Annotated in this window: 21 protein-coding genes; 13 read left to right on the top strand and 8 right to left on the bottom strand. The window is 38.6% G+C overall.

Annotation, left to right across the window (positions count from 1 at the left end; all coding sequences use genetic code 11):
* Positions 1 to 177: 177 nt before the first annotated feature.
* Together KIP84_RS14175 and rhtC are read left to right on the top strand one after the other, a co-directional pair.
* Positions 178 to 3231 carry a DNA translocase FtsK gene (locus KIP84_RS14175; protein WP_213688781.1) on the top strand — a complete coding sequence of 1018 codons (3054 nt, stop codon included), beginning with the start codon at positions 178 to 180 and terminating at the stop codon, positions 3229 to 3231.
* A gap of 149 nt (positions 3232 to 3380) precedes the next feature.
* Complete coding sequence (gene rhtC / locus KIP84_RS14170; RefSeq protein WP_005803155.1) at positions 3381 to 4001, top strand: threonine export protein RhtC; 621 nt, start codon at positions 3381 to 3383, stop codon at positions 3999 to 4001.
* 41 nt (positions 4002 to 4042) lie between these two features.
* Here rhtC and KIP84_RS14165 read toward each other — a convergent pair whose 3' ends face one another.
* From KIP84_RS14165 to KIP84_RS14140, 6 genes are all read right to left on the bottom strand, one after another.
* On the bottom strand, positions 4043 to 4330 hold the full coding sequence (locus tag KIP84_RS14165) for a PA4642 family protein (protein ID WP_005070896.1): 288 nt from the start codon (positions 4328 to 4330) through the stop codon (positions 4043 to 4045).
* Positions 4331 to 4413: 83 nt separating this feature from the next.
* Entirely contained in the window at positions 4414 to 4686 is a 273-nt protein-coding gene (minE, locus tag KIP84_RS14160; protein ID WP_000896934.1) for a cell division topological specificity factor MinE, read from the bottom strand.
* Positions 4687 to 4688: 2 nt separating this feature from the next.
* Positions 4689 to 5501: a septum site-determining protein MinD gene (minD, locus tag KIP84_RS14155; protein WP_002121719.1), complete on the bottom strand. Its 813-nt coding sequence runs from the start codon at positions 5499 to 5501 to the stop codon at positions 4689 to 4691.
* A gap of 66 nt (positions 5502 to 5567) precedes the next feature.
* The gene (minC, locus tag KIP84_RS14150; RefSeq protein WP_005075304.1) at positions 5568 to 6296 is read right to left on the bottom strand and encodes a septum site-determining protein MinC; all 729 of its coding nucleotides are present in this window, start codon (positions 6294 to 6296) and stop codon (positions 5568 to 5570) included.
* Between the two features lie 120 nt (positions 6297 to 6416).
* The gene (locus tag KIP84_RS14145; protein ID WP_213688780.1) at positions 6417 to 7463 is read right to left on the bottom strand and encodes a preprotein translocase subunit SecA; all 1047 of its coding nucleotides are present in this window, start codon (positions 7461 to 7463) and stop codon (positions 6417 to 6419) included.
* A gap of 16 nt (positions 7464 to 7479) precedes the next feature.
* A complete protein-coding gene (locus KIP84_RS14140) occupies positions 7480 to 8406 on the bottom strand; it encodes an acyltransferase (RefSeq protein WP_213689851.1) in 927 nt (308 codons plus the stop codon).
* A gap of 246 nt (positions 8407 to 8652) precedes the next feature.
* Here KIP84_RS14140 and KIP84_RS14135 point away from each other — a divergent pair, with 246 nt between their 5' ends.
* The 10 genes from KIP84_RS14135 to KIP84_RS14090 all read left to right on the top strand — a co-directional run bounded on the left by KIP84_RS14135 (position 8653) and on the right by KIP84_RS14090 (position 18658).
* Entirely contained in the window at positions 8653 to 9306 is a 654-nt protein-coding gene (locus KIP84_RS14135; protein ID WP_005070886.1) for an OmpA family lipoprotein, read from the top strand.
* A 193-nt stretch (positions 9307 to 9499) separates the two neighbouring features.
* Positions 9500 to 11539 (top strand): UvrD-helicase domain-containing protein, encoded by a 2040-nt coding sequence (locus KIP84_RS14130; RefSeq protein WP_005070868.1) that lies wholly within the window; start codon positions 9500 to 9502, stop codon positions 11537 to 11539.
* Positions 11540 to 11563: 24 nt separating this feature from the next.
* A complete protein-coding gene (dut, locus tag KIP84_RS14125) occupies positions 11564 to 12016 on the top strand; it encodes a dUTP diphosphatase (RefSeq protein WP_002121799.1) in 453 nt (150 codons plus the stop codon).
* 199 nt (positions 12017 to 12215) lie between these two features.
* Complete coding sequence (locus KIP84_RS14120) at positions 12216 to 13634, top strand: phosphomannomutase/phosphoglucomutase (RefSeq protein WP_086400215.1); 1419 nt, start codon at positions 12216 to 12218, stop codon at positions 13632 to 13634.
* A 15-nt stretch (positions 13635 to 13649) separates the two neighbouring features.
* The gene (gene argB / locus KIP84_RS14115) at positions 13650 to 14555 is read left to right on the top strand and encodes an acetylglutamate kinase (RefSeq protein WP_002121716.1); all 906 of its coding nucleotides are present in this window, start codon (positions 13650 to 13652) and stop codon (positions 14553 to 14555) included.
* A 122-nt stretch (positions 14556 to 14677) separates the two neighbouring features.
* The gene (locus KIP84_RS14110) at positions 14678 to 15460 is read left to right on the top strand and encodes a GNAT family N-acetyltransferase (RefSeq protein WP_213688779.1); all 783 of its coding nucleotides are present in this window, start codon (positions 14678 to 14680) and stop codon (positions 15458 to 15460) included.
* A 107-nt stretch (positions 15461 to 15567) separates the two neighbouring features.
* A complete protein-coding gene (locus tag KIP84_RS14105) occupies positions 15568 to 16416 on the top strand; it encodes a class II glutamine amidotransferase (protein WP_213688778.1) in 849 nt (282 codons plus the stop codon).
* Between the two features lie 251 nt (positions 16417 to 16667).
* Complete coding sequence (locus KIP84_RS14100; protein ID WP_002121698.1) at positions 16668 to 17123, top strand: bacteriohemerythrin; 456 nt, start codon at positions 16668 to 16670, stop codon at positions 17121 to 17123.
* Positions 17124 to 17276: 153 nt separating this feature from the next.
* Positions 17277 to 18344, top strand: coding sequence for a hypothetical protein (locus tag KIP84_RS14095; RefSeq protein WP_213688777.1), 1068 nt, complete (start codon positions 17277 to 17279; stop codon positions 18342 to 18344).
* Positions 18344 to 18658: an RnfH family protein gene (locus tag KIP84_RS14090; protein WP_213688776.1), complete on the top strand. Its 315-nt coding sequence runs from the start codon at positions 18344 to 18346 to the stop codon at positions 18656 to 18658. Before KIP84_RS14095 ends, KIP84_RS14090 begins: the two co-directional genes overlap by 1 nt.
* A 64-nt stretch (positions 18659 to 18722) precedes the next feature.
* On the opposite strand, the gene KIP84_RS14085 is transcribed toward KIP84_RS14090, so the two are convergent.
* Complete coding sequence (locus KIP84_RS14085) at positions 18723 to 19121, bottom strand: outer membrane protein assembly factor BamE (RefSeq protein WP_002121740.1); 399 nt, start codon at positions 19119 to 19121, stop codon at positions 18723 to 18725.
* Between the two features lie 111 nt (positions 19122 to 19232).
* Between KIP84_RS14085 and fur the strand changes: the two genes are divergently transcribed.
* On the top strand, positions 19233 to 19670 hold the full coding sequence (gene fur, locus KIP84_RS14080) for a ferric iron uptake transcriptional regulator (protein WP_016141990.1): 438 nt from the start codon (positions 19233 to 19235) through the stop codon (positions 19668 to 19670).
* A gap of 69 nt (positions 19671 to 19739) precedes the next feature.
* On the opposite strand, the gene KIP84_RS14075 is transcribed toward fur, so the two are convergent.
* Positions 19740 to 20858, bottom strand: a complete 1119-nt coding sequence (locus KIP84_RS14075) for a PilT/PilU family type 4a pilus ATPase (protein WP_032037409.1) — start codon at positions 20856 to 20858, stop codon at positions 19740 to 19742.
* Positions 20859 to 20877 lie beyond the last annotated feature (19 nt).

Below are 20877 nucleotides of genomic sequence, written 5' to 3'. Positions count from 1 at the left end.
GTCAATCGAATTAAGTTATATAACAATATAGAAGTGCCTTATGTTAACAACAACTGTAAAGAATCATGCACCTTTTTTGTAAGAACAGGTGCATAATATAAAGTTCATTCGTTGAAGATCTAAAATGTAGTTCTTCACATCTCTAAACCAATAATTAAATGGGTTACAGGACAGTATATGACTGCGGTGTCAAGTGTTTATGCACAGCGCTTATTGATGACATTATTCTTGGTTTCTTTTGGTATTTATATGTTTCTGGCAACAGTAACATATACACCATTTGACCCGGGCTGGATGCATATTTCCAGTGATACTCAGCAAGTATCCAATGCAAGTGGTATTGCTGGCGCATGGATTGCAGATTTGCTGTTTGGTTTTTTAGGATGGGCAAGTTTGCTTATTCCAATTTTCCTTTTCATTGAAGCAATTCAGGTTTGGTGGCCACGTAGTTTCCTAAACCGCCCATTTCGTTATGCTGCACAATTCTTCTTAATTTTAGTTGTATCTAGCTTACTTTATTTACACTGGAATGTGCCGGCAGATACTTTAGATAATGCAGCTGGGGGAATTATTGGTTATGAGTTAGGTCAAAGCCTATCTCAATTGTTAACAATTTACGGTGCAACCTTATTTTTACTGGTTTTCGGGGTCGTGTTGTTTACTCTTGCATTTGGGGTGCAATGGAGTAAAACATGGGTTACGCTCAAAGCTACACCAAGTTATTTACAAGATTTATTTTATAAGAACGTATCTCCGAATGAATCGGATTATGACTTAACAACTCAACCGGCCAACAAAGCAGCCGCAGTTAAAGTTGCTGATAATGCAGAAACGAATGCGAATGCTTCAGATGAGAAAGAAGCATCAGTTCAATCTGAATCAACTCAACCGCAATCTACCACAACGCGACATGATGCAGTTGCTGAGCGCTTATTTGCAGATGTGCTAGCGAAAGAGCAGAGCCGACCTGAACCTGTTGCAGATACCCCAGTTGCAAATACTCAGAACTTTGAGCATACGCTTGAACAGGCCCATAAACTTGAACGAGATAGCCAACGTTTAGTTGCGACTGGCGAAGTATGGCGTGCTTTACAGCGTGATGATGCGAGTCATAAGCAAGAAATTGATGCGCTTTTAAGAGCAGCTGATGATTCGACAGAGATAGAACAAGTTCCTACTCATGAGCAATTTCAGCAAACAATTTCTCAAGTAAATCAAAATCAACCATCATCTAAACAAGACTTACATGGTCTTGATTGGAATGATGATGAGATTTTTGATGAGTTGCTTGCCGCGGTTCCAAACAGTAAAACTGCAACAGATGTGCATACACCATTTGTTCAAGATCATCATGTAGAGGCGGAACCAACTTCGCAATCTGTTAATATTGCGAATGAAACATCTTCAAATATTTCAAATTTAAATCAATCACCTAAAAATTTAGCAAACGAACAAATCTTTGAAGATTTTGATGATTTATTAATAGATGAAGACATTGCCCCAACTGAACCTGTGAGAGCAAGTAGTTATGCGCAATCTTCAGCATTTGTAAAAGCTCCTATTCAAACGACTATTCAGGCCGACAAACTTTCAAAAGAAGAGTTTATTGAAGCTTGGCAGGAGACTGCTGGAAAACCGCAGGAAAATGCTGATTTTGATGAAGACGATTTCGATTTTGATGCACCGTTAACAGATGCATCAGGTCGCCCAATGTCTCGTGCAATGCAAGTTGCTAAGAAGCGTTTGGATTTGCCAACTTTACCAGGTCTTGATTTACTCGATAAGGTCGATCCAAATAAGAAAGTCAACTTTACTGAAGAGCAACTTTCACGTTTGTCTGAATTGCTTGAAATTAAATTACAAGAATTTAACGTTAAAGCACAGGTGGTAGAGGCTCAACCAGGGCCAGTTGTAACTCGCTTTGAGTTAGATTTGGCACCCGGTGTTAAAGCTTCTAAGGTCACGAATATCTCACGTGACTTGGCGCGTTCAATGTCGATGGCATCTGTACGTGTGGTCGAAGTTATTCCTGGTAAACCATACATTGGTATTGAGGTGCCAAACAGTGCCCGTGAAATGGTACGTTTGATTGAGTTATTGGAAACACCAACATATCGTGACCCAAGTGCATTAATTAGTATGGCGATGGGTAAAGATATTTCAGGTAATCCTGTACTCACTGATTTAGCGAAAGCACCGCATATGTTGGTTGCTGGTACCACAGGTTCTGGTAAGTCAGTTGCAGTAAACTCGATGATTTTATCGATGTTGCTTAAATATACTCCTGACCAATTACGGTTAATTCTAATCGATCCAAAACAGCTCGAACTTGCAAACTATAATGATATTCCACATTTATTAACTCCAGTCGTTACTGACATGAAAGATGCAGTGAGTGCATTAAACTGGTGTGTAAATGAAATGGAACGTCGTTATAAACTTATGTCGTTCTTAAAAATTCGTAAATTAAGTGACTACAACCGTAAAGTTGAAGAAGCGATTGCGAATGGTGAAGACTTAATTGATCCGACTTGGAAGCCAAGTGATTCAGCGACACAAGAACGTGCACCTCGTTTAACGCCATTACCATCTATTGTCATTGTTGCGGATGAGTTCGCCGACATGATTATGCAAGTGGGTAAAAAAGCAGAAGAAATGATTACCCGTTTGGCGCAAAAATCTCGTGCTGCTGGTATTCACCTCTTGCTTGCAACTCAACGCCCATCTGTTGATGTTATTACCGGTTTGATTAAAGCCAATATTCCAACGCGTGTAGCACTACGTGTAAACAGTAAAATTGACTCACGTACTATTTTGGATGCTGGTGGTGCAGAAGACTTGTTAGGTCATGGTGATATGCTGTTCTTGGGCCCTGGTAAAATTGAGCCGGAACGTGTGCATGGTGCTTTCATTAGTGATGATGAAGTAAACCGTATTTGTGATGCTTGGCGTGAACGTGGTGAGCCTGATTATATTGATGAAATCTTGACTCCATTTGATGAAGAGCCTGCATCACGTGGCTTTGAAGAGGGTGAGGGTGGTTCTGACCGAGATGCACTTTATGATCAATGTGTGTCATTCGTATTAGAAACTCGAAAAGCGTCTACATCTTCGCTACAGCGCAAATTTAGCCTTGGTTATAACCGTGCTGCTCGTATTATTGATCAAATGGAAGAGAACGGCATTGTGAGCTCAATGGGCCCTAATGGTAAGCGGGATATTCTAGTTTAATACGTATAATTTAAGCCTCTTCGGAGGCTTTTTTATAACTTAAATAAAGTGAACCTATTTATAAATGACTTAAAGATTTTATCGTCTAGTAAAAAATGCTAATGTATTTTCCCTAAATAAATAACAATGAATTAAATCAGGAGAAAGACATGCTATTAGCTCTGATTACTTTAGCCTTTATTCACTTTTGCGCACTTATTACTCCCGGGCCTGATTTTTTCCTTGTATCTCAAACTGCCATTAGCCGGTCTCGTAAAGACGCTATGCTGGTCGTTGCTGGTATAACGGCGGGTGTTATGTTTTGGGCGTGCTTGGCACTAATGGGGCTAAATCTTATCTTTGAAAAAATGGCTTGGTTAAAGCAAGGGTTGCTCATTGCTGGTGGCTTATATCTATGTTGGTTGGGCTATCAGATGCTACGTTCAGCTTTTTCAAAAAATGAGCAAGAGGGCAATGTTGCTGTTGAGCTCCCAAAAGCACCTTACTTATTTTTTATTAAAGGTTTGATAACCAATTTATCAAATCCAAAAGCTGTTATTTATTTTGGTAGTGTTTTCTCTTTATTTTTAGCTAATCCTCAACTTGATCAAGTTCACTGGCTACTCTTTATTATTGTCACGGTCGAGACAATTTTATGGTTCTGCTTTGTGACTTTTATTTTTTCACTACCAAGTTTTAGAGCAGCTTATCGTAATTTTTCAAAATGGATTGATGGCATTTCGGGTGGTATTTTTACCGTATTTGGTATTTTCCTGATTGGTAATCGATAAGTCTAGATAAGAAAAAAGCCTCTTTTAGAGGCTTTTTATTTTTAAGCAAACTTTGCTAGAACTTCTAAAAATGGTGCTGATTGACGCGGAAACTTAGCAATTACATCATGGATGCGTTGGCCTTCAGGGTCTTTGGCATTAATATCGCGTCCGTCCGCAATAAATTGCTTTAAAAGACGCTCATAGTCTGTTGGGCGCATATGTTTGAATGCATGGTAGAGCACATGAAAATCTGCATTCACACCACTTGGAGGAAGTTGGTTGAGGTAGGCAAAAACACGCTCATCGGACCATTCTTCATTGAAAGTTGCTGGCTGTGATAATGCCATGACAATCTCCTCATTTTAAAAAAGGCAAAATAACTTGCGTTATTTTGCCTTGATTCTGATTTATTGAATAGTCAGAAATAGAATTATCGTTCTTCAGGTAAATTGATATTCATTTCTAACATTTCGATATTAGCTTCAGAACGAACTTGCATTTGGATATGCTGTTCACCTACACCGCTAACATAACGACTAACCACTTGCATGATTTCTTTTTTCATCTGATCAATTTTGTCTTGGCTTAAACGGCGGCCTAAACCTTGTTCAGAAGCAACAATAACTTTCAAACGATCTTTGGCAGTTTGAGCACTTGATGGTTTTTCTTCGCTGCTAAATAATTTACTCCAGAATCCTGCCATATCTACGCTCCAAATAGTCGTGCTAACCAGCCTTTAGGTTGAGCTGTGATGTGTCGATAAGGACGGTCTTCGCCAAGGAAGCGTGCAACCAAATCATCATACCCCTGACCAGCTTTAGTTTCTGAATACAGAATAACTGGCTTACCTTCGTTTGATGCTTGTAATACACTTGGACATTCTGGAATAACACCTAATGTCGGTACGCGTAAAATATCTTTAGAAATATCATCAATTGTCAGCATTTCCTGACGGTCAGCACGTTCTGGGTTAAAACGTGTAATACATAAATGTTTACGTATACGCCCTTCGTTGTGTTCAACTTTCTTGGTTTTGCTATCTAACATACCAATAATACGGTCAGAGTCACGTACTGAAGAGATTTCAGGGTTTGTTACAATGATTGCTTCATCTGCATGATACATGGCTAAAATTGCGCCACGCTCGATCCCTGCAGGTGAGTCACAAATGATGTAATCAAACTCTTGAGATAACTCATCAATAACTCGAGCAACACCTTCGTCGCTCAACGCATCTTTATCACGTGTTTGTGAAGCCGGTAAAATATAAAGGTTTTCGATATCTTTATCGCGAATAAGGGCTTGTTGCAGACGTGCTTCATTATTAATAACATTAACGAAATCATATACAACACGACGCTCACAACCCATAATCAAATCAAGGTTACGTAAGCCTACATCAAAATCAATCACAACAGTTTTATGACCACGAAGGGCTAAACCTGTTGCAAAAGATGCGCTCGTTGTAGTTTTACCTACACCACCTTTGCCTGATGTTACGACAACAATTTTGGCCACCGAATCCACTCCTATTATGGTCATACACCCTTAAAAGGGCTGTTTTTTGGTGATTTGCTTAATAAATTAAAGTTCTAGAGCTTCAAATTCAAGCTCTTGCTTTTCATTTAAATAAATATGTACTGGTTTTTTTACCACATGTTTAGGGATATCATCTGCGACACAATACGTTCCGGCAATGGAAACGAGCTCCGCCTCTAAAGATTGGCAAAAAATGCGTGCAGCTGCGTGCCCGCCCGCACCAGCAATGACTCTACCACGAACTGTGCCATAAATATGTATATTTCCTGAAGCGATCACCTCGGAACCACTATTCATGCCAGCCTTTAAAATAATATCGCCGTTATCTTGTACAAGGGATTGGCCTGTACGCAAAATTTCATCATGATAAGAGGTAATATGAGCGACCGCTATCTTGTTTAGTGGTTTTTTTGTTTCTGCTGAAGACGAGGCAGGAGCTGTAGCAGGTTTTTCCACAATAGCCACTTGTTCAGCTGTCGCTTTAATGCGTTGTAATGGTTGATCTGCCGGTAAAACAGGGAATTGAATAGCGCGAGCCTCATCTCCTAAAATACCGTCGATTACCGCCATTGGTTGTAAACCCAAGCTCACCAGAAGTTGAATCAATGCAATTAACTCTTGCTCAACTGTACTGTCAATAATCACTAAAGTTCCTTGATAGGAACCTTCATTTAAAATATTTGATAATTGCTGGCGGATCACATCATGATCATTGGTATCGAAGGTTATCCTGCTAAAGTTAACCATTCTGCCGGTAATCCGTATATCAGCCATAAGTCTTCCTTCAAGGCATTAAACGAGCTGTAATATCGTTAAGTTTATTGTAAATAGGGCAAATGCTAGAACAATTCGTGCCAATTCTCTAGCGTGATTCATAAAAAATTAAATAAATGCTTATTCTTTGATTCGATCATACTCCGCAAGGGTTTGTTGCCATTGTTTGACCTTGACTTGTTTACGTACGGACTCCAGTGTCTCGAACACGACAGATTCAACCAATTGCTCAAGCTGACGATTATTAATATTGATTTCACTTACTCTTTGAGAAATTAATTGATAAGTAGGGTTCGGACTATTTGGTGAGCCCTCAATTAAAGGTTCAATTAAACCTGCACTAATATTTTCACCTAATCTTTGACCAATGCTTTGAATTTGCTGTTCAATGCGGCCCCCGACTAAAGGAATTAATCGTAATAATTGAGTTAGCTCAGGCGTATCAATAATGGCTTGATCTACAATTTTGCCCACACCTTTTGTAATGGCAGGCTTTTGTTCTTTTAAAGCGGTGGCTAAAGATTCTTGTAATAATGCAGTTAGAGCAACAGTAAATTGCTCACGATGATGATTAACCAAGTCGTGAATAATCTGTTTATGGCTAGAACTTGTTTCAAGTTCATATCTAATACCATCAATCACGGTAATTACAACGCGGTCAGATAATTCTTCCATTACGACGCGATAATAAAATAGCCCAGTTTTTCGCCAGCTTTCAGGAACAACTGGATAGCCCAACTCATGTAAGCGATAAGCAATAATCCCAGCGCGGAATAAACGTAAAAAACGGAGCTGAGGAATAATAGCTAAAATTTCATACCAGTGAATAAACGGGAAAAAGAACCAACGCTTATGGTGCTTGTTGATGATCGCAATAGCCCAGCGTACAAGCAGCTCAATAATTAAAAAACCAATAAACCAAGCTTCTGATGTAATCACCCACGGATGTAGTGAAGTACGATAAAAGCTGAGTACTTGGGGCAAATGAATATGTTCGAAGAACCATGCCCCAATACTGCTCATTAAAAAGAAATTAGTTGCAAGAGAGAACAAGTTAAAAATGATAATAAACACCATAAAGATGTCGTAGACCAAAAACAGCTTAAATGAAAGGCTGTTTGGGTCTACATGATGATATTTCGTTTTTTTCCCAGAACTGTTTTGCATAATAACGGGCGCTTTCTTAAATATTTACAGTGGTATATTGAGACTTCATTTGTTCAATAAGTTGATCTTTTTCAGTCCAAATGTCATGAACCCATTGCTGAAAACGTTCACGATAAGCCGCATCATCTTCATAATTGCCGCCAAGCACCCACTTTGGAATTTCAATTTTACGTAAGTTAACCGCAATTTTTGAAACATCTCCGAGCCAGAAATCACTATAACCCGGTACACCATCAGGATAGACGATAGTCATATCAACTAGGGCATCGATTTTGTCACCCAAGATATTTAATGCAAGTGCTAAGCCACCTGCTTTGGGTTTTAGCAAATGCTTATAAGGTGATTTTTGCTGATCATGTTTTTCTTGAGTAAAACGAGTCCCTTCCAAATAATTTAATAGTGTGAAGGGCTGACTTAAAAGCTGCTCACAAGCTTTACGTGCTTCCATCATGTCACGGTCTTTAAGTTCAGGATTCTTCGCGATCTGTTCTTTAGTGTGACGCTTCATCATTGGGAAGCCTAAAATTTTAAATGCTTGCCCAACAAAAGGAATAAAGATGAGTTCCCATTTAGTAAAGAAACGGGTAAGGGGCATACGGGTTAAACCAAAATATTGGTTTACGGTCGTATCTACCCAACTTTGATGATTACAGGTCATTAAATAACGACCTTGCATATTCAGATCAAGTCCTTCATCAATGGTAATGTCCCATTTTAGATTAGGAAGAACATGGTCAATTAGCCAATTATTTACCCCTAACCAGCTATTTGTAATTTGAATATTAGTTTCATCTATTTTTGATGATTTCTTTAAAAGCTTGGTCAGACCTAATGCAAGAACAGGAGGACCATGAAAAAAAGTACTTCCTGTAATGACTGTACCTACAGTGAGTCCACGTGTAATTTTTTTTAGCGCAGATTGTTTATTGGGTGCAGTTGGCATATAAATGACCCCGAATGTCTCAAATCCATAGAAAAGTTGTTCAACTATAACTGTCATAATATGAAATACAACGATATCTTAGACAACAATGAAGAAATTGTGATGAGGTTGCATCTTAAAGTGCATCAAAATATTACAAAAAAGTAACTAAACTGTTTATTATTAACAAAATATCAATGTTTTATACTTCCTTTTTGTTTCATTATTCATTCAGACAACAAAACACACAAAGTGAGGAGGCATGCAATGCGTGCATTAGTTATTTCAACAGTGGTAGGGGCAGCAGTAGTACTTTCTGGTTGTCAAACAACTGGTAATAATCTTGGTGGCGTTGAATACGATAAAGCCGCATTAGGTACTTTAATTGGTGCAGCAGCTGGTTATGGTATTTCTAAATCAAATGCAAACTCTAGCCGTCAAAACAACCGTGCTGCGGCAATTGGTGCAGTTCTTGGTGCTGCTGGTGGTGTATATCTTGACCAGAAAGAGAAAAAATTACGTCAACAAATGGCGGGTACTGGTGTAGACGTTGGCCGTAACCCAGATGGTTCTGTTCAATTGATCATGCCTGGTAGCATTACTTTTGATACAAACAAATCAAACATCAAGCCAAACTTCTACGCAACTTTAAACAAAGTGGCTCAAACTTTGGCTGAAGATAACAAGAGTGCAATTCTTGTAACTGGTTATACTGATAACACTGGTAATGACTCTATCAACATTCCATTATCACAAGCACGCGCTCAATCAGTACGTAGTTATTTAGCTAGCCAAGGCGTATCTGCTAGCCGTATCGACGCGCAAGGTTATGGTTCATCTAACCCGATCGCAGATAACTCAACTGCATCTGGCCGTGAACAAAACCGCCGTGTAGAAATCAGCATTTATGCAAAACAATAAGATCTAGTTTATTGTTTCAAAAACCACCTTCGGGTGGTTTTTTTATGGGTGCAGTACAAGAAATAATCACGACATTCTGCGGCGCATAAATTGCATTATTAGACATCATTTATACATATCCGTAGATTTACTATTGGGATTCTAAAAAAGAGATGACTATAATCATGCTCGAAAAATTAAGAGGTAATACACGATGTCATCTGCCAGTCAATTGAACAACAAGCAAGAAGAAGCCATGAAATATACTCAGGGCCCTTTATTGGTGCTTGCTGGCGCTGGTTCAGGTAAAACATCGGTAATTACCCGTAAAATTGCTTATTTGGTGCAGCATTGCCGTATTCCAGCGCATCGTATAACTGCAATGACCTTCACAAACAAAGCTGCACGTGAAATGAAAGAGCGTGTGACCAAGCTTCTCTCACGTGAAGAAGCAAAAGGTCTATCCGTATCGACCTTCCATACTTTTGGTTTAAACCTTTTACGTTTAGAACTTAAAAATTTACCTTTAAAAGCTAATTTTTCGATTTTAGATGCAGATGACTGTAAACGTATTTTGATGGATCTTATGCATCGCGACAATTTATCGGGTGCAGAGAGTAAAGAATTAATTGCTAAAGCAATGAAGAAAATTTCAGATTGGAAAAACGATCTGATTTTGCCGGAACAAGCACATTCGACTTGTGAAACACCGGAAGATGTCCAGTTTGCTCATCTTTATCAACTTTATGAACGTAATTTACGTGCCTACAATGCCGTCGATTTTGATGACCTCATTGTTATGCCAACACGCTTATTGCAAGAAAATGCAGAAGTACGTGACAAATGGCAAAACCGCGTTCGCTATTTATTGGTTGATGAATATCAAGATACCAACACCGCGCAGTATATTTTGGTCAAACTTTTAGTTGGAGTAATGGGGCAGTTTACCGCGGTAGGTGATGATGACCAGTCGATTTACGCATGGCGTGGTGCTAAACCTGAAAATATGGCATTGCTTAAGCAGGATTTCCCAAATTTACATATTATTAAGCTTGAACAAAATTACCGTTCGACCAGCCGTATTTTAAAAGCTGCGAACTGTGTGATTCAAAATAATCCACATATTTTTGACAAGAAATTGTGGAGTGATAAAGGGCATGGGGAAGTCATCCGAATCATTACATGTCGTAATGATGACGATGAAGCAGAGCGCGTGGTAAAAGACTTACTGACTCATAAGCTAATGAACGGTAAGAACTGGAAAGATTATGCCGTTTTGTATCGCGGAAACTTTCAGGCACGTGTATTAGAAACCCAGCTTCGCCAAATGCAAATTCCGTATAAACTCTCTGGCGGTACATCGTTCTTCGCCCGTGCAGAAATCAAAGACGTGATGAGTTATTTACGTCTTATTATTAATCCAGAAGATGACAGTGCTTTCTTACGTATTATTAATACACCTAAACGTGCAATTGGCCCTGTTACTCTAGAGAAGTTAGGTTTATTTTCACAAGAAAATAATTTGTCTTTACTCGGTGCTTCTGCTGACCAGCGTTTAAGCATGGTGCTTCCTAAAAAGGCAGAAACACAGCTTCATGAGTTTGCCGATTTTATCGCGACATTTACTCGTGAATTGTTAGAAGATGATGAGCCTGTGCCTAAAGTTCGTCAAATGATGAATGAAGCGGGTTATATGGATTACGTTCGAGAACAGTCAGCAACACCTGCACAAGAGAAAAGTAAGCTCGATAACATCGAGAACTTATTTACCAGCATTCAAAATCTGATTAATCGTGCTGAAGATGTTGATGAAAAGAATATTGAAAGTGTTATCCGAAAACTAGTTTTGCTCGATCTGTTAGAACAGCAGCAGGAAGAAGAAGATACAGACAAAGTTAACCTTCTTACTTTGCATGCAGCAAAAGGTCTGGAATTCCCATATGTGTACATTATGGGACTTGAAGAAGAACTATTGCCTCACAAGAACTCGATTGCAGCAGAAACCATTGAGGAAGAGCGCCGTCTCATGTACGTGGGAATTACACGTGCACGCCAAGGTTTAACGTTAACTTTAGCGGAACAGCGCAAAAATGGCGGACAGATGAAACAAATGACGCCTAGCCGTTTCCTTGATGAGCTTCCACAAGATGAGCTCGAGTGGTTAGGGCGTAAAAAGAAAATTGCGGCTAATGTTGACCCTAAAGAACAGGCTCAACAATATCTGGCAAATTTAAAAGCTTTATTAAAGCGTTAATTTTTTTAATTTTTAGGAAATCCCATGAAAGTTCAAGTGAAATTGCTCGATCCGCGTTTAGGTAAAGAATGGCCTTTACCTTCATATGCAACAGCAGGTTCAGCGGGTTTAGATTTACGTGCCTGTTTAGATGAAGCAATTGATATTGAACCAGGACAAACTGTTTTAGTTAAAACAGGTATGGCAATTTATATTCATGATGTAAATTTTGCTGGTTTAATTTTACCGCGTTCAGGTTTAGGTCATAAACACGGTATCGTGCTTGGCAACTTAGTTGGTTTGATTGATTCGGATTATCAAGGTGAATTGATGGTTTCAGTTTGGAACCGTGGTCAAACTACATTCCGTTTAGAACCAGGTGAGCGCTTGGCACAGTACGTTTTAGTGCCAGTCGTACAAGCTGAATTTGAGCAAGTAGAAGAATTTGAAGAAACTTTACGTGGCGCTGGTGGCTTTGGTCATACAGGTAAACAGTAAGTTTTTCTAAAATATTAACGAAAATCAAACGCCTGTTGAACAGGCGTTTCTTTTTATATCTTGAATGTTACAATGGATTATATTACAACACGCTTTACTCATATTCTTTTAACTTTTTTAGCAAACAAACCTTTCAAAAATTTTGAATAATCTATGTTTTTGCGATAGATCGAATTGATCTTTAAATAGAAGATACGCTATGAATGTAAGACACTCATTTCCAAAAAGTATTTTTCGTGCTTACGATATTAGAGGCAAACTTTCTTACTTAACCACGGACGTTGTCCGTTCAATTGCCTACGGATTGGCACAACAATACAAACAAGCAAAACAAACTCAATTAGTGATTGGCTATGATGCCCGTCTCACAAGCCCAGCCTATGCACACTTAATTGAAGAAATTTTAATAGAACAAGGTTTAAAAGTGACCAATATTGGTTGCTGTTCATCACCAATGATGTACTACATTGCACGAGATTTTGGTGGCAATGGCATTATGGTGACAGCAAGTCATAACCCAAAATCTGATAATGGTATTAAGTGGATTTTAAAAGGCGAACCGCCGTCTCCGGAAATGATTCAACAGGTGGGTGAAGAAGCCCAAACTTATGTACCAAGCCATTCAATTTCTGTACTTGAGTTAACCTTACCGCAATTTAAAGCTGAATTTTGCCAGCAATACCAACAAGCCATTTTTAAAGATATTCAGTTAAAACGTCCTTTAAAAGTTGTTTTAGATGGTTTGCATGGTTCAGCTGGGCATTGTTCAAAACTAATCTTAGAAAAAATGGGTTGTGAAGTCATTGCTTTACGCACTAATCCAAATGGAGAGTTTCCAGATCACGCACCAGATCCATCACATGCAGCTCATTTAATTAGCTTGCGAAAAGCCGTGGTCGAGCAGCAGGCTGATATTGGTATTGCTTTGGATGGCGATGGAGACCGCGTTGTTTTAGTCGATGAAAAAGCACAGATATTGACCGCAGACCGCTTATTGTCGCTTTTTGCGCAAATGTGCCTTGAGCAGCATCCAGAGCAAGAGATTGTTTTTGATGTGAAATGTTCACGTATGGTTCAAGAGACTGTCGAAAAACTCGGTGGAAAAGCAAAAATGATCCGCACGGGAAGTAGCTTCCTACGAGCTTATTTATCTCAGTCGAATGGACGTGCCATTTTTGGTGGAGAATATGCAGGTCATTATGTGTTTAATGATGGCCGTGGTTTTGGCTACGACGATGGTTTGTATGCTGCATTACGTGTAATGGAGTATTTTACCCAATCTAATGCCGCTACAATTTCTGAGTTATTTGCCCCATATCCAGAAAGATGTTGTACAGAGGATACTTATATTGGTACGTATCAGTCTGATCCAAAGTATGTATTACAAGATATTGAGATTTTAAGTCATCGCTTAGGGGCGCGTATTAGTAAAATTGATGGCGTACGTCTTGATTTTGATGATGGTTTTGGCATTATTCGAGCATCAAATACTGGTGAATACTTTACAGTACGATTTGATGCAGATAATCCTTTACGATTAAAGGAAATCCAGCAAAAATTTGTAGATATGTTGCAAGAACACTATCCGCAAATTGCACAAGAACTTTCAGAGGCCTAAGTAAGGAGAGGCGTAATGCCACAACATCAGCATATCGGTGTCGACAAAGCAAAAATCTTGATTGAAGCTTTGCCGTATATTCAACGCTTTACTGGTAAAACGCTGGTGGTGAAATACGGTGGCAACGCAATGACTGATCCGGAGCTTGAAAGTTCATTTGCTCGAGACATTGTTTTACTTAAAACTGTAGGATTAAATCCGATTGTTGTTCACGGTGGTGGGCCACAAGTGGACTCATTCTTAAAGCAGTTAGGCCGTGAATCTGACCGTATTGATGGTATGCGTGTAACTGATGCTGCAACCATGGAAGTGGTTGAAATGGTGTTAGGTGGGAGCGTAAATAAATCAATCGTTAATTTGATTAATAAACACGGTGGACGTGCGATTGGTTTAACAGGTAAAGACGGCAATTTACTTCGTGCCCGCAAATTGCTTATGGAAAAGCAGGAAGAAGATGGTTCTATCAAACATATCGACTTGGGTATGGTTGGTGAAGTCACAGGCGTTAAAACAGATGTATTGGAAATGTTCACCCAAAGTGACTTTATTCCAGTGATTGCACCGCTAGGTGTAGACGAAGAAGGCAATACTTATAATATTAATGCTGATTTAGTTGCAGGCAAGGTTGCAGAAGCATTAGGCGCTGAAAAATTAATTTTGCTCACCAATATTAGCGGTGTGCTTGATGAAAATAAAAATCTGTTAACTGGCCTTACGACACAAGAAGTTGATCGCCTCATTGAAACAGGTGTGATCTATGGCGGTATGATTCCTAAGGTAGGCTGTGCGCTTGATGCTGTTAAAGGCGGCGTTGTGAGTGCGCATATTGTTGACGGTCGCGTGCCACATGCCACATTACTTGAGATCTTTACTGATCATGGTGTTGGAACGCTGATTTCTAACCGCACTAAAACAGCTTAAGAAATCCGTTACTCTCAATAAAAAGATCACCCTAGGTGGTCTTTTTTTATACCATCTTGATTTGGTCATTTTTTTGTCATGAGCTTTGACTAGTGTAAGGGGTGTCACTAGGAGCGTTCATTATGCTGGAAAAATTTAATCAATATCGCCAAACCTGGACTTTACCTTTAAATCGTCATAAAGCAATAAATCAGACGCAATTTCGTTTTGAGTGGGTTGATAATTTAAAAGAATTACAAGATGTACAACGGTTTCGTGCACAACAATTTAGCCAACAATTCGGAATCAAGTTTGAAGATAACTTAGACCAAGATATTTACGATTTTGGTTGTGAACATGCGGTCTTGCGTGAAAAGTGGACTGGAGAAATTGTAGCGTATACGCGTCTAAAACTATTTCAAGGCCATGAAATAGCACAGAGTTATAGTGCACATGAGTTTGATATTGTTCCTCAATTATCCCATCTTCCAAATGTGTTAGAAATAGGCCGTACTTGTGTACATCCTCGCTTCCGTAATGGTAAAGCGTTATCTATGCTGTGGTTAAACCTTGCACCGAAAGTGCTATGGTCAATGCGTGCTAAATATTTAATGGGCTGTGTCAGCATTCATTTGCAAGATAATTTGGCTAGAGCGTACTACACGTATCGTCAGATTCAGCAGTTACCAGAAAGTAAAACGATTGATATCCGTTCGAAAAAAATCTATGAACCTGAATATCCTGAGTTTAGCTTTCCACAAGATGAACGTATGCCGAAGCTGTTCCAAATGTATCTGAGTATGCAATCAAAACTATCGAAACAGGCTTTTTTTGATGAAGAGTTTAACTGTTTGGATTATTTTGTATTTCTTGAGGTGAATAAAGTCGCGACCTCGTTTGTCATGAATAAAATGGTGCAGCGTTAATCATATTTCCTATTTTGTAATAGCCAGCACATATTGAGATTTGCAAGCACTTTTACTCTCATGCACAATAGAGCGATGGGGTAATTAGAAGTAGTTTAAAAAGCGATATGTGCCAGCTATTAGGAATGAATTGTGCAACACCAACGGATATTACTTTTTCCTTCCGTGGTTTTTCACAGCGTGCAGGAATTACCTCAGATCATAGTGATGGATTTGGCATTGCATTTTTCGAAGATAAGGCGTGCCGTTTATTCGTTGATAACCAATCAGCAGTTGAATCACCAATTGCCGATCTCATTCGTAATTATCCTATTAAATCACGTAACGTGATCGCTCATATCCGCAAAGCTACTCAAGGCAAAATCACTTTAGAAAACTCTCATCCCTTTATTCGTGAGTTGTGGGGGAGACACTGGATTTTTGCTCATAATGGCGATTTACATGACTTTAATCCGCCGTTAAGTGGACGTTTCACACCAGTAGGTAATACCGATAGTGAGCGGGCATTTTGTTATTTGCTCGATCAACTCGTTGAAGTATTTGGTTATGAAGAGCCAAGTCTTGAACAAATCTTTGAAGTATTAGAAAAGATTTCTCCGCAAATTGCAGAATATGGCACATTTAATTATTGCCTATCTAATGGCAAAGCATTATTTAGTTATGCCATTACTAAATTACATTGGCTCGTTCGCGAATATCCATTTAATCATGCTCATTTAATTGACTTAGATGTCGAAGTCGATTTTAGCCAGGTAACAACACCTGACGATCGTGTGGCAGTAATAACCACTGAACCTTTAACACATAATGAAAATTGGACAGCGTACCAACCTGGTGAAATGATTTTATTTCAACATGGTCAACCAATTAAAAGGGCTATTACCTTTGTAGAAAGATTAAAGCGCGAACAGGAAAATCCTGAACTTAAACGTATTACGCGTGCAGATCAGTATTAATATAAAATACATTTAAAATATATGAATAAGGATATTTATATATTTTTATCATTTAATAATTAAATAGTTTGTTTAAAAAATACTTTATTATTTTAGTTGGTTAATTTTAATTAAATATTTTAAAAACAATAACTTGAGTTGAATATAATTTTTATATGCTAAAGCCGACAAAATAGGTTTGTTTTTATTTATATTCTTTAAATATATCATGGAGTTTATGCAACGATCATTAATCATCATTGGGGAGATGTATGAAAATGAAATGGGCTTCAGAATATAATACGGGTATTGATGTTATTGATGAGCAACATAAACGAATACTTGATTATATTAATGAGATTGATGATGTAAAAGATGAAGAGGATAGACGTCGTATTAAAGATGTTCTAGACAATATTATCGATTATACGCAATCACATTTTACTTTCGAAGAAAGTTTGCAAGAGGAAGCTGATTATAAATATCGTGTACCTCATAAACGTGTACATGATTTATTTATTAAAAAAATAGAGTTATATCGTGAACGTTTTGAAATGGGGCACACGATTGAAGCAGAATTACAAGAAATTTTGGCTAAATGGTTAATTAACCATATTCAACATGATGATGCCGATTATGTAGGAGCAGTAAAAGAAAATATGATGGGAATTATTAGAGAAAAAGAAAAGAAAAAAGGGAAAAACTGGTTTGCTCGGTTTTTCTCATAACCTGAAATAAAAAGAACTCATAATTTCAGTTAGCGCGGCAAACTATCGATTCGGTAGTTTGCTTTTTTTATTGAGCAAACTTTGATTTTCAAGCATGACACGGGCAAAATATCTCTAGTCTTTTTCAAGGAATGCATAATGCAGGACATACCTATGTCACGATGGTTATCGCCCCTGATGGCGTTTTGCTTATCTTTCATCATTATGGCGACATTGGCACCCACGATGGGCATCCAGATTGATCGTCAACTCGATTTCTGGTTATTGTGGTTAGGCACAATGTTGTTATTGGCACTACCAGTTTGTTATTTGGAAATTGCTTTAGCAAAACGGTCGAAGACTACAGCCTTAAATGCTTTATCAAGTTTAACTCGTGAAGCAGATAGTTCCCCAAAATGGCGTTTGGTTGGCTGGCTTGCAGTTATTTTTATTCCATTTTTAGCAGGTAATGTATTAAGTACCGCTGGTAATTTACTGAATACACAACTTAATAATAGTGTTTCAGGACAACTTGTTTTTGCTGGCCTTGCTGTTGTAGCTCTCATTTTATCCTTTATTCCACGTCAAATTTTAATATTACTGATGACGGTGGGTGTAATTGCTTCTCTTGTTTTAGCTAACACGATGGGAACGACTTTACAGCCTTGGCATTGGACCAATGTTGAGTTTAAAGAGTGGGGTAATGCAACTGTACTTGCACTTGTTGCGAGTGGATTGGGCTTAGGGCTTTACTGGCAAAATAGTGTAGGTGTTGTTCAGTCGCAAGAAGGTGCAACGAAAACTGTTCTTCCAATTTGGTTAGCTCAGTTAATTGCTGTGATTGCCTTTGGTTTCTTTTCTTTACAAGCACAGCTTCCTGTTTTTACTTGGATCTTTACCGCAGTAATGACCACAGCGTTATTTGTGCAATTGGCTAGAGAGCAGCTTGCTCAGCGTCAGCTTATGCCTATTTTACAGTGGGTGATTATTGTTGTAGCGATTGCTGTTTGGGCTGTGCCTGAGCTTCATAACATCTTTACGCTGATTTTGATGCTTTGGGGATTACTCATTTGCTTGATCTATGCCATTTTTGCTGGCTGGATTATGAAAATTAGCCATTTGCGTAAATCTATGAATTTTAGCAATGAGTTGTTTTATAACTTATGGCGCATTGCGGTACGTATTGTATTGCCGCTTTCAATTGTGATTGCCATGATTGCGGTGATTGGACAAATTATCTGATGGAAAAAGCTCAGCAAGTGTGGGTTGCTTATGCAGCTCCAGAGCAACAGTTTTTAGTTGCTATTCCATTTGAAGCTGGTATGACTGCATTACAAGCAGTTGAGACGAGTGGTTTGCAGACACAGGTCAGTTTGCCTGAGCCATTACAACTTGGCATCTTTGGTGCAAAAGTTGAAGCACATACGATTTTGCAAGCTGGTGATCGAGTTGAGGTTTATCGATCTTTAACGATCAATCCCAAAGATATTCGTCGTAAACGCGCTGAGAAAAACCCTGTGGGGCGATATATTAAAAGTAATCGCTTTAAGCAATAAGCCCCATAAACAAAACCCCTCAAAGTATTTCACTTGAGGGGTTTATTTTTATTAGAAAAAACGATTATAGTGGTGGTGCAGTTAAAATCGCTTCTTTAGAAGCAGGTAAACCTGGTTGCGATTCTGGAATAGTTTCTAAACCTTCAATTTTAGTTACAGTACCAGTTCCATCAAAGTAAATTTTTAAATGCTGACCATGTGCTGCGGGGATTTTAGCTTTTTTAGCATAAGTTCCCGGGATATAGTTGTAAATGTAGTCCCAACGTAGAGGATTTAGAGGATCAGTCACTGTTGGACTACCAAGCAAAAAACGCACTTGCTGAAAATTCATGCCGACTTGTACTTGAGAGGCTTGAGCTTTGGTCAATGGAGTCCCTTGAGGAATATCAACCTTATACACACCAAAGATTGAACAACCAGCAAGGAGTGAAGTGACTAATAACGTCAGCACGAGTTTTTGCATTTTGCTACACTATCCCAATAAATTATGATGCATTTGATCAAAGGATAGATCATACTTCATCTAAATTCTATTGCCTATTCCAACTTGAGATTTGTTGAGAGACCTTTTTTCATGCCTATTTCCAATCAAGATTTGCGCAAAGCTGGACTTAAAGTTACCCTTCCACGAATTAAGATTTTGGAATTATTAGAAAATTCAAAACAACATCATCTTAGCGCTGAAGATATTTACAAGACTTTGTTAGAACAAGGGGAAGATGTCGGCCTTGCGACAGTTTACCGTGTGTTAACACAATTTGAAGCTGCGGGTATCATTCAGCGCCACCATTTTGAAAACAATCATTCTGTTTTTGAAATTATGCAAGAAGATCACCACGATCATTTGGTTTGCCATAATTGCAACAAAGTTATTGAATTTACTAATGATATTATCGAGAAAGAACAGCATGCTGTAGCAGAGCAACATGGGTTTACCTTAACGGGTCACTCATTAAACCTCTACGGTTACTGTAACGAACCTGAATGTCAGGAAGTGCTGCGCAAGAAATAATCGTTTTCACACAAAGAAAACAAATAAAAAAGGAAGGTTACGTTTAACCTTCCTTTTTTTATGAAGAAATTACTGTCGGTCGAAGGTTAGATGCTGATTTGTGCCTGCAATTTGATCAGGACTTTCTTCAGCAAGCTTAATTGTTAAACGTAAATCGTTTGGTGAGTCGGCATGTTTTAATGCATCTTTGTAGGTAATTTGGCCTGACTTATAAAGATCAAACAGTGCTTGGTCAAAAGTTTGCATACCGAGTTCACGTGAGCGTTTCATTAAATCTTTAATTTCATGAATTTCGCCTTTGCGTATATAGTCTGAAATTAGTGGTGAGTTAATGAGAATCTCAATCGCTGCACGGCGCGAATTACCATCAGGCGTTGGAATAAGTTGCTGTGCAATCATGGCCTTTAAGTTAAGTGATAAATCCATGTAGAGCTGGCTATGACGGTCACTTTCAAAGAAGTGAATAATACGGTCAAGTGCTTGGTTGGCGTTGTTCGCATGCATTGTGGCTAATACAAGGTGACCTGTTTCGGCGAAGCCAATCGCGTAGTCCATAACTTCACGAGAGCGAATCTCACCAATCAAGATTACATCGGGTGCTTGTCGCAAAGTATTCTTTAAGGCAATTTCAAATGAGTCTGTATCAATTCCGACTTCACGTTGAGTAATGATGCAGCCAGCATGTTCATGAATAAACTCAATCGGGTCTTCAATGGTAATGATATGACCTTTAGAGTTATGGTTCCGATAGCTAATCATTGAAGCCAAAGATGTCGATTTACCTGTACCTGTTGCCCCTACAAAAATAATGATGCCACGTTTGGTCATCGATAAATCTTTAAGCACAGGTGGTAATTGCAAGTCATCAATTGAAGGAATTTTAGTTTCAATTCGACGTAGTACCATGCCTGGCATGTCGCGTTGCTGAAAAGCACTCACACGAAAGCGGGCAGTTTTATCACGGTTCATAATGGCAAAGTTACATTCACGAGTCTCAGCAAATTCTTTGCGTTGTTTTTCACTCATGATGGAGTGTAATAGTTGTCCAATAATTTCGCCTGAAAGACTATTTTTTGAAATGGGAACAATTTGCCCGTTAATCTTCATCGATGGTGCAACGCCATCTGTAATAAAGAGGTCGGATGATTTTTTTTCAACCATGAGGTTGAGTAGGTCATTAAAATCCATATTTATTCTCTAGTTATTT

This window comes from Acinetobacter sp. BHS4, from assembly GCF_018454425.1.
In the GTDB taxonomy this organism is placed as follows: Bacteria; Pseudomonadota; Gammaproteobacteria; order Pseudomonadales; family Moraxellaceae; genus Acinetobacter; species Acinetobacter pittii.
The sequence above is the reverse complement of the archived record's forward strand: the minus strand, read 5'-3'. Positions and strand labels throughout refer to the sequence as shown.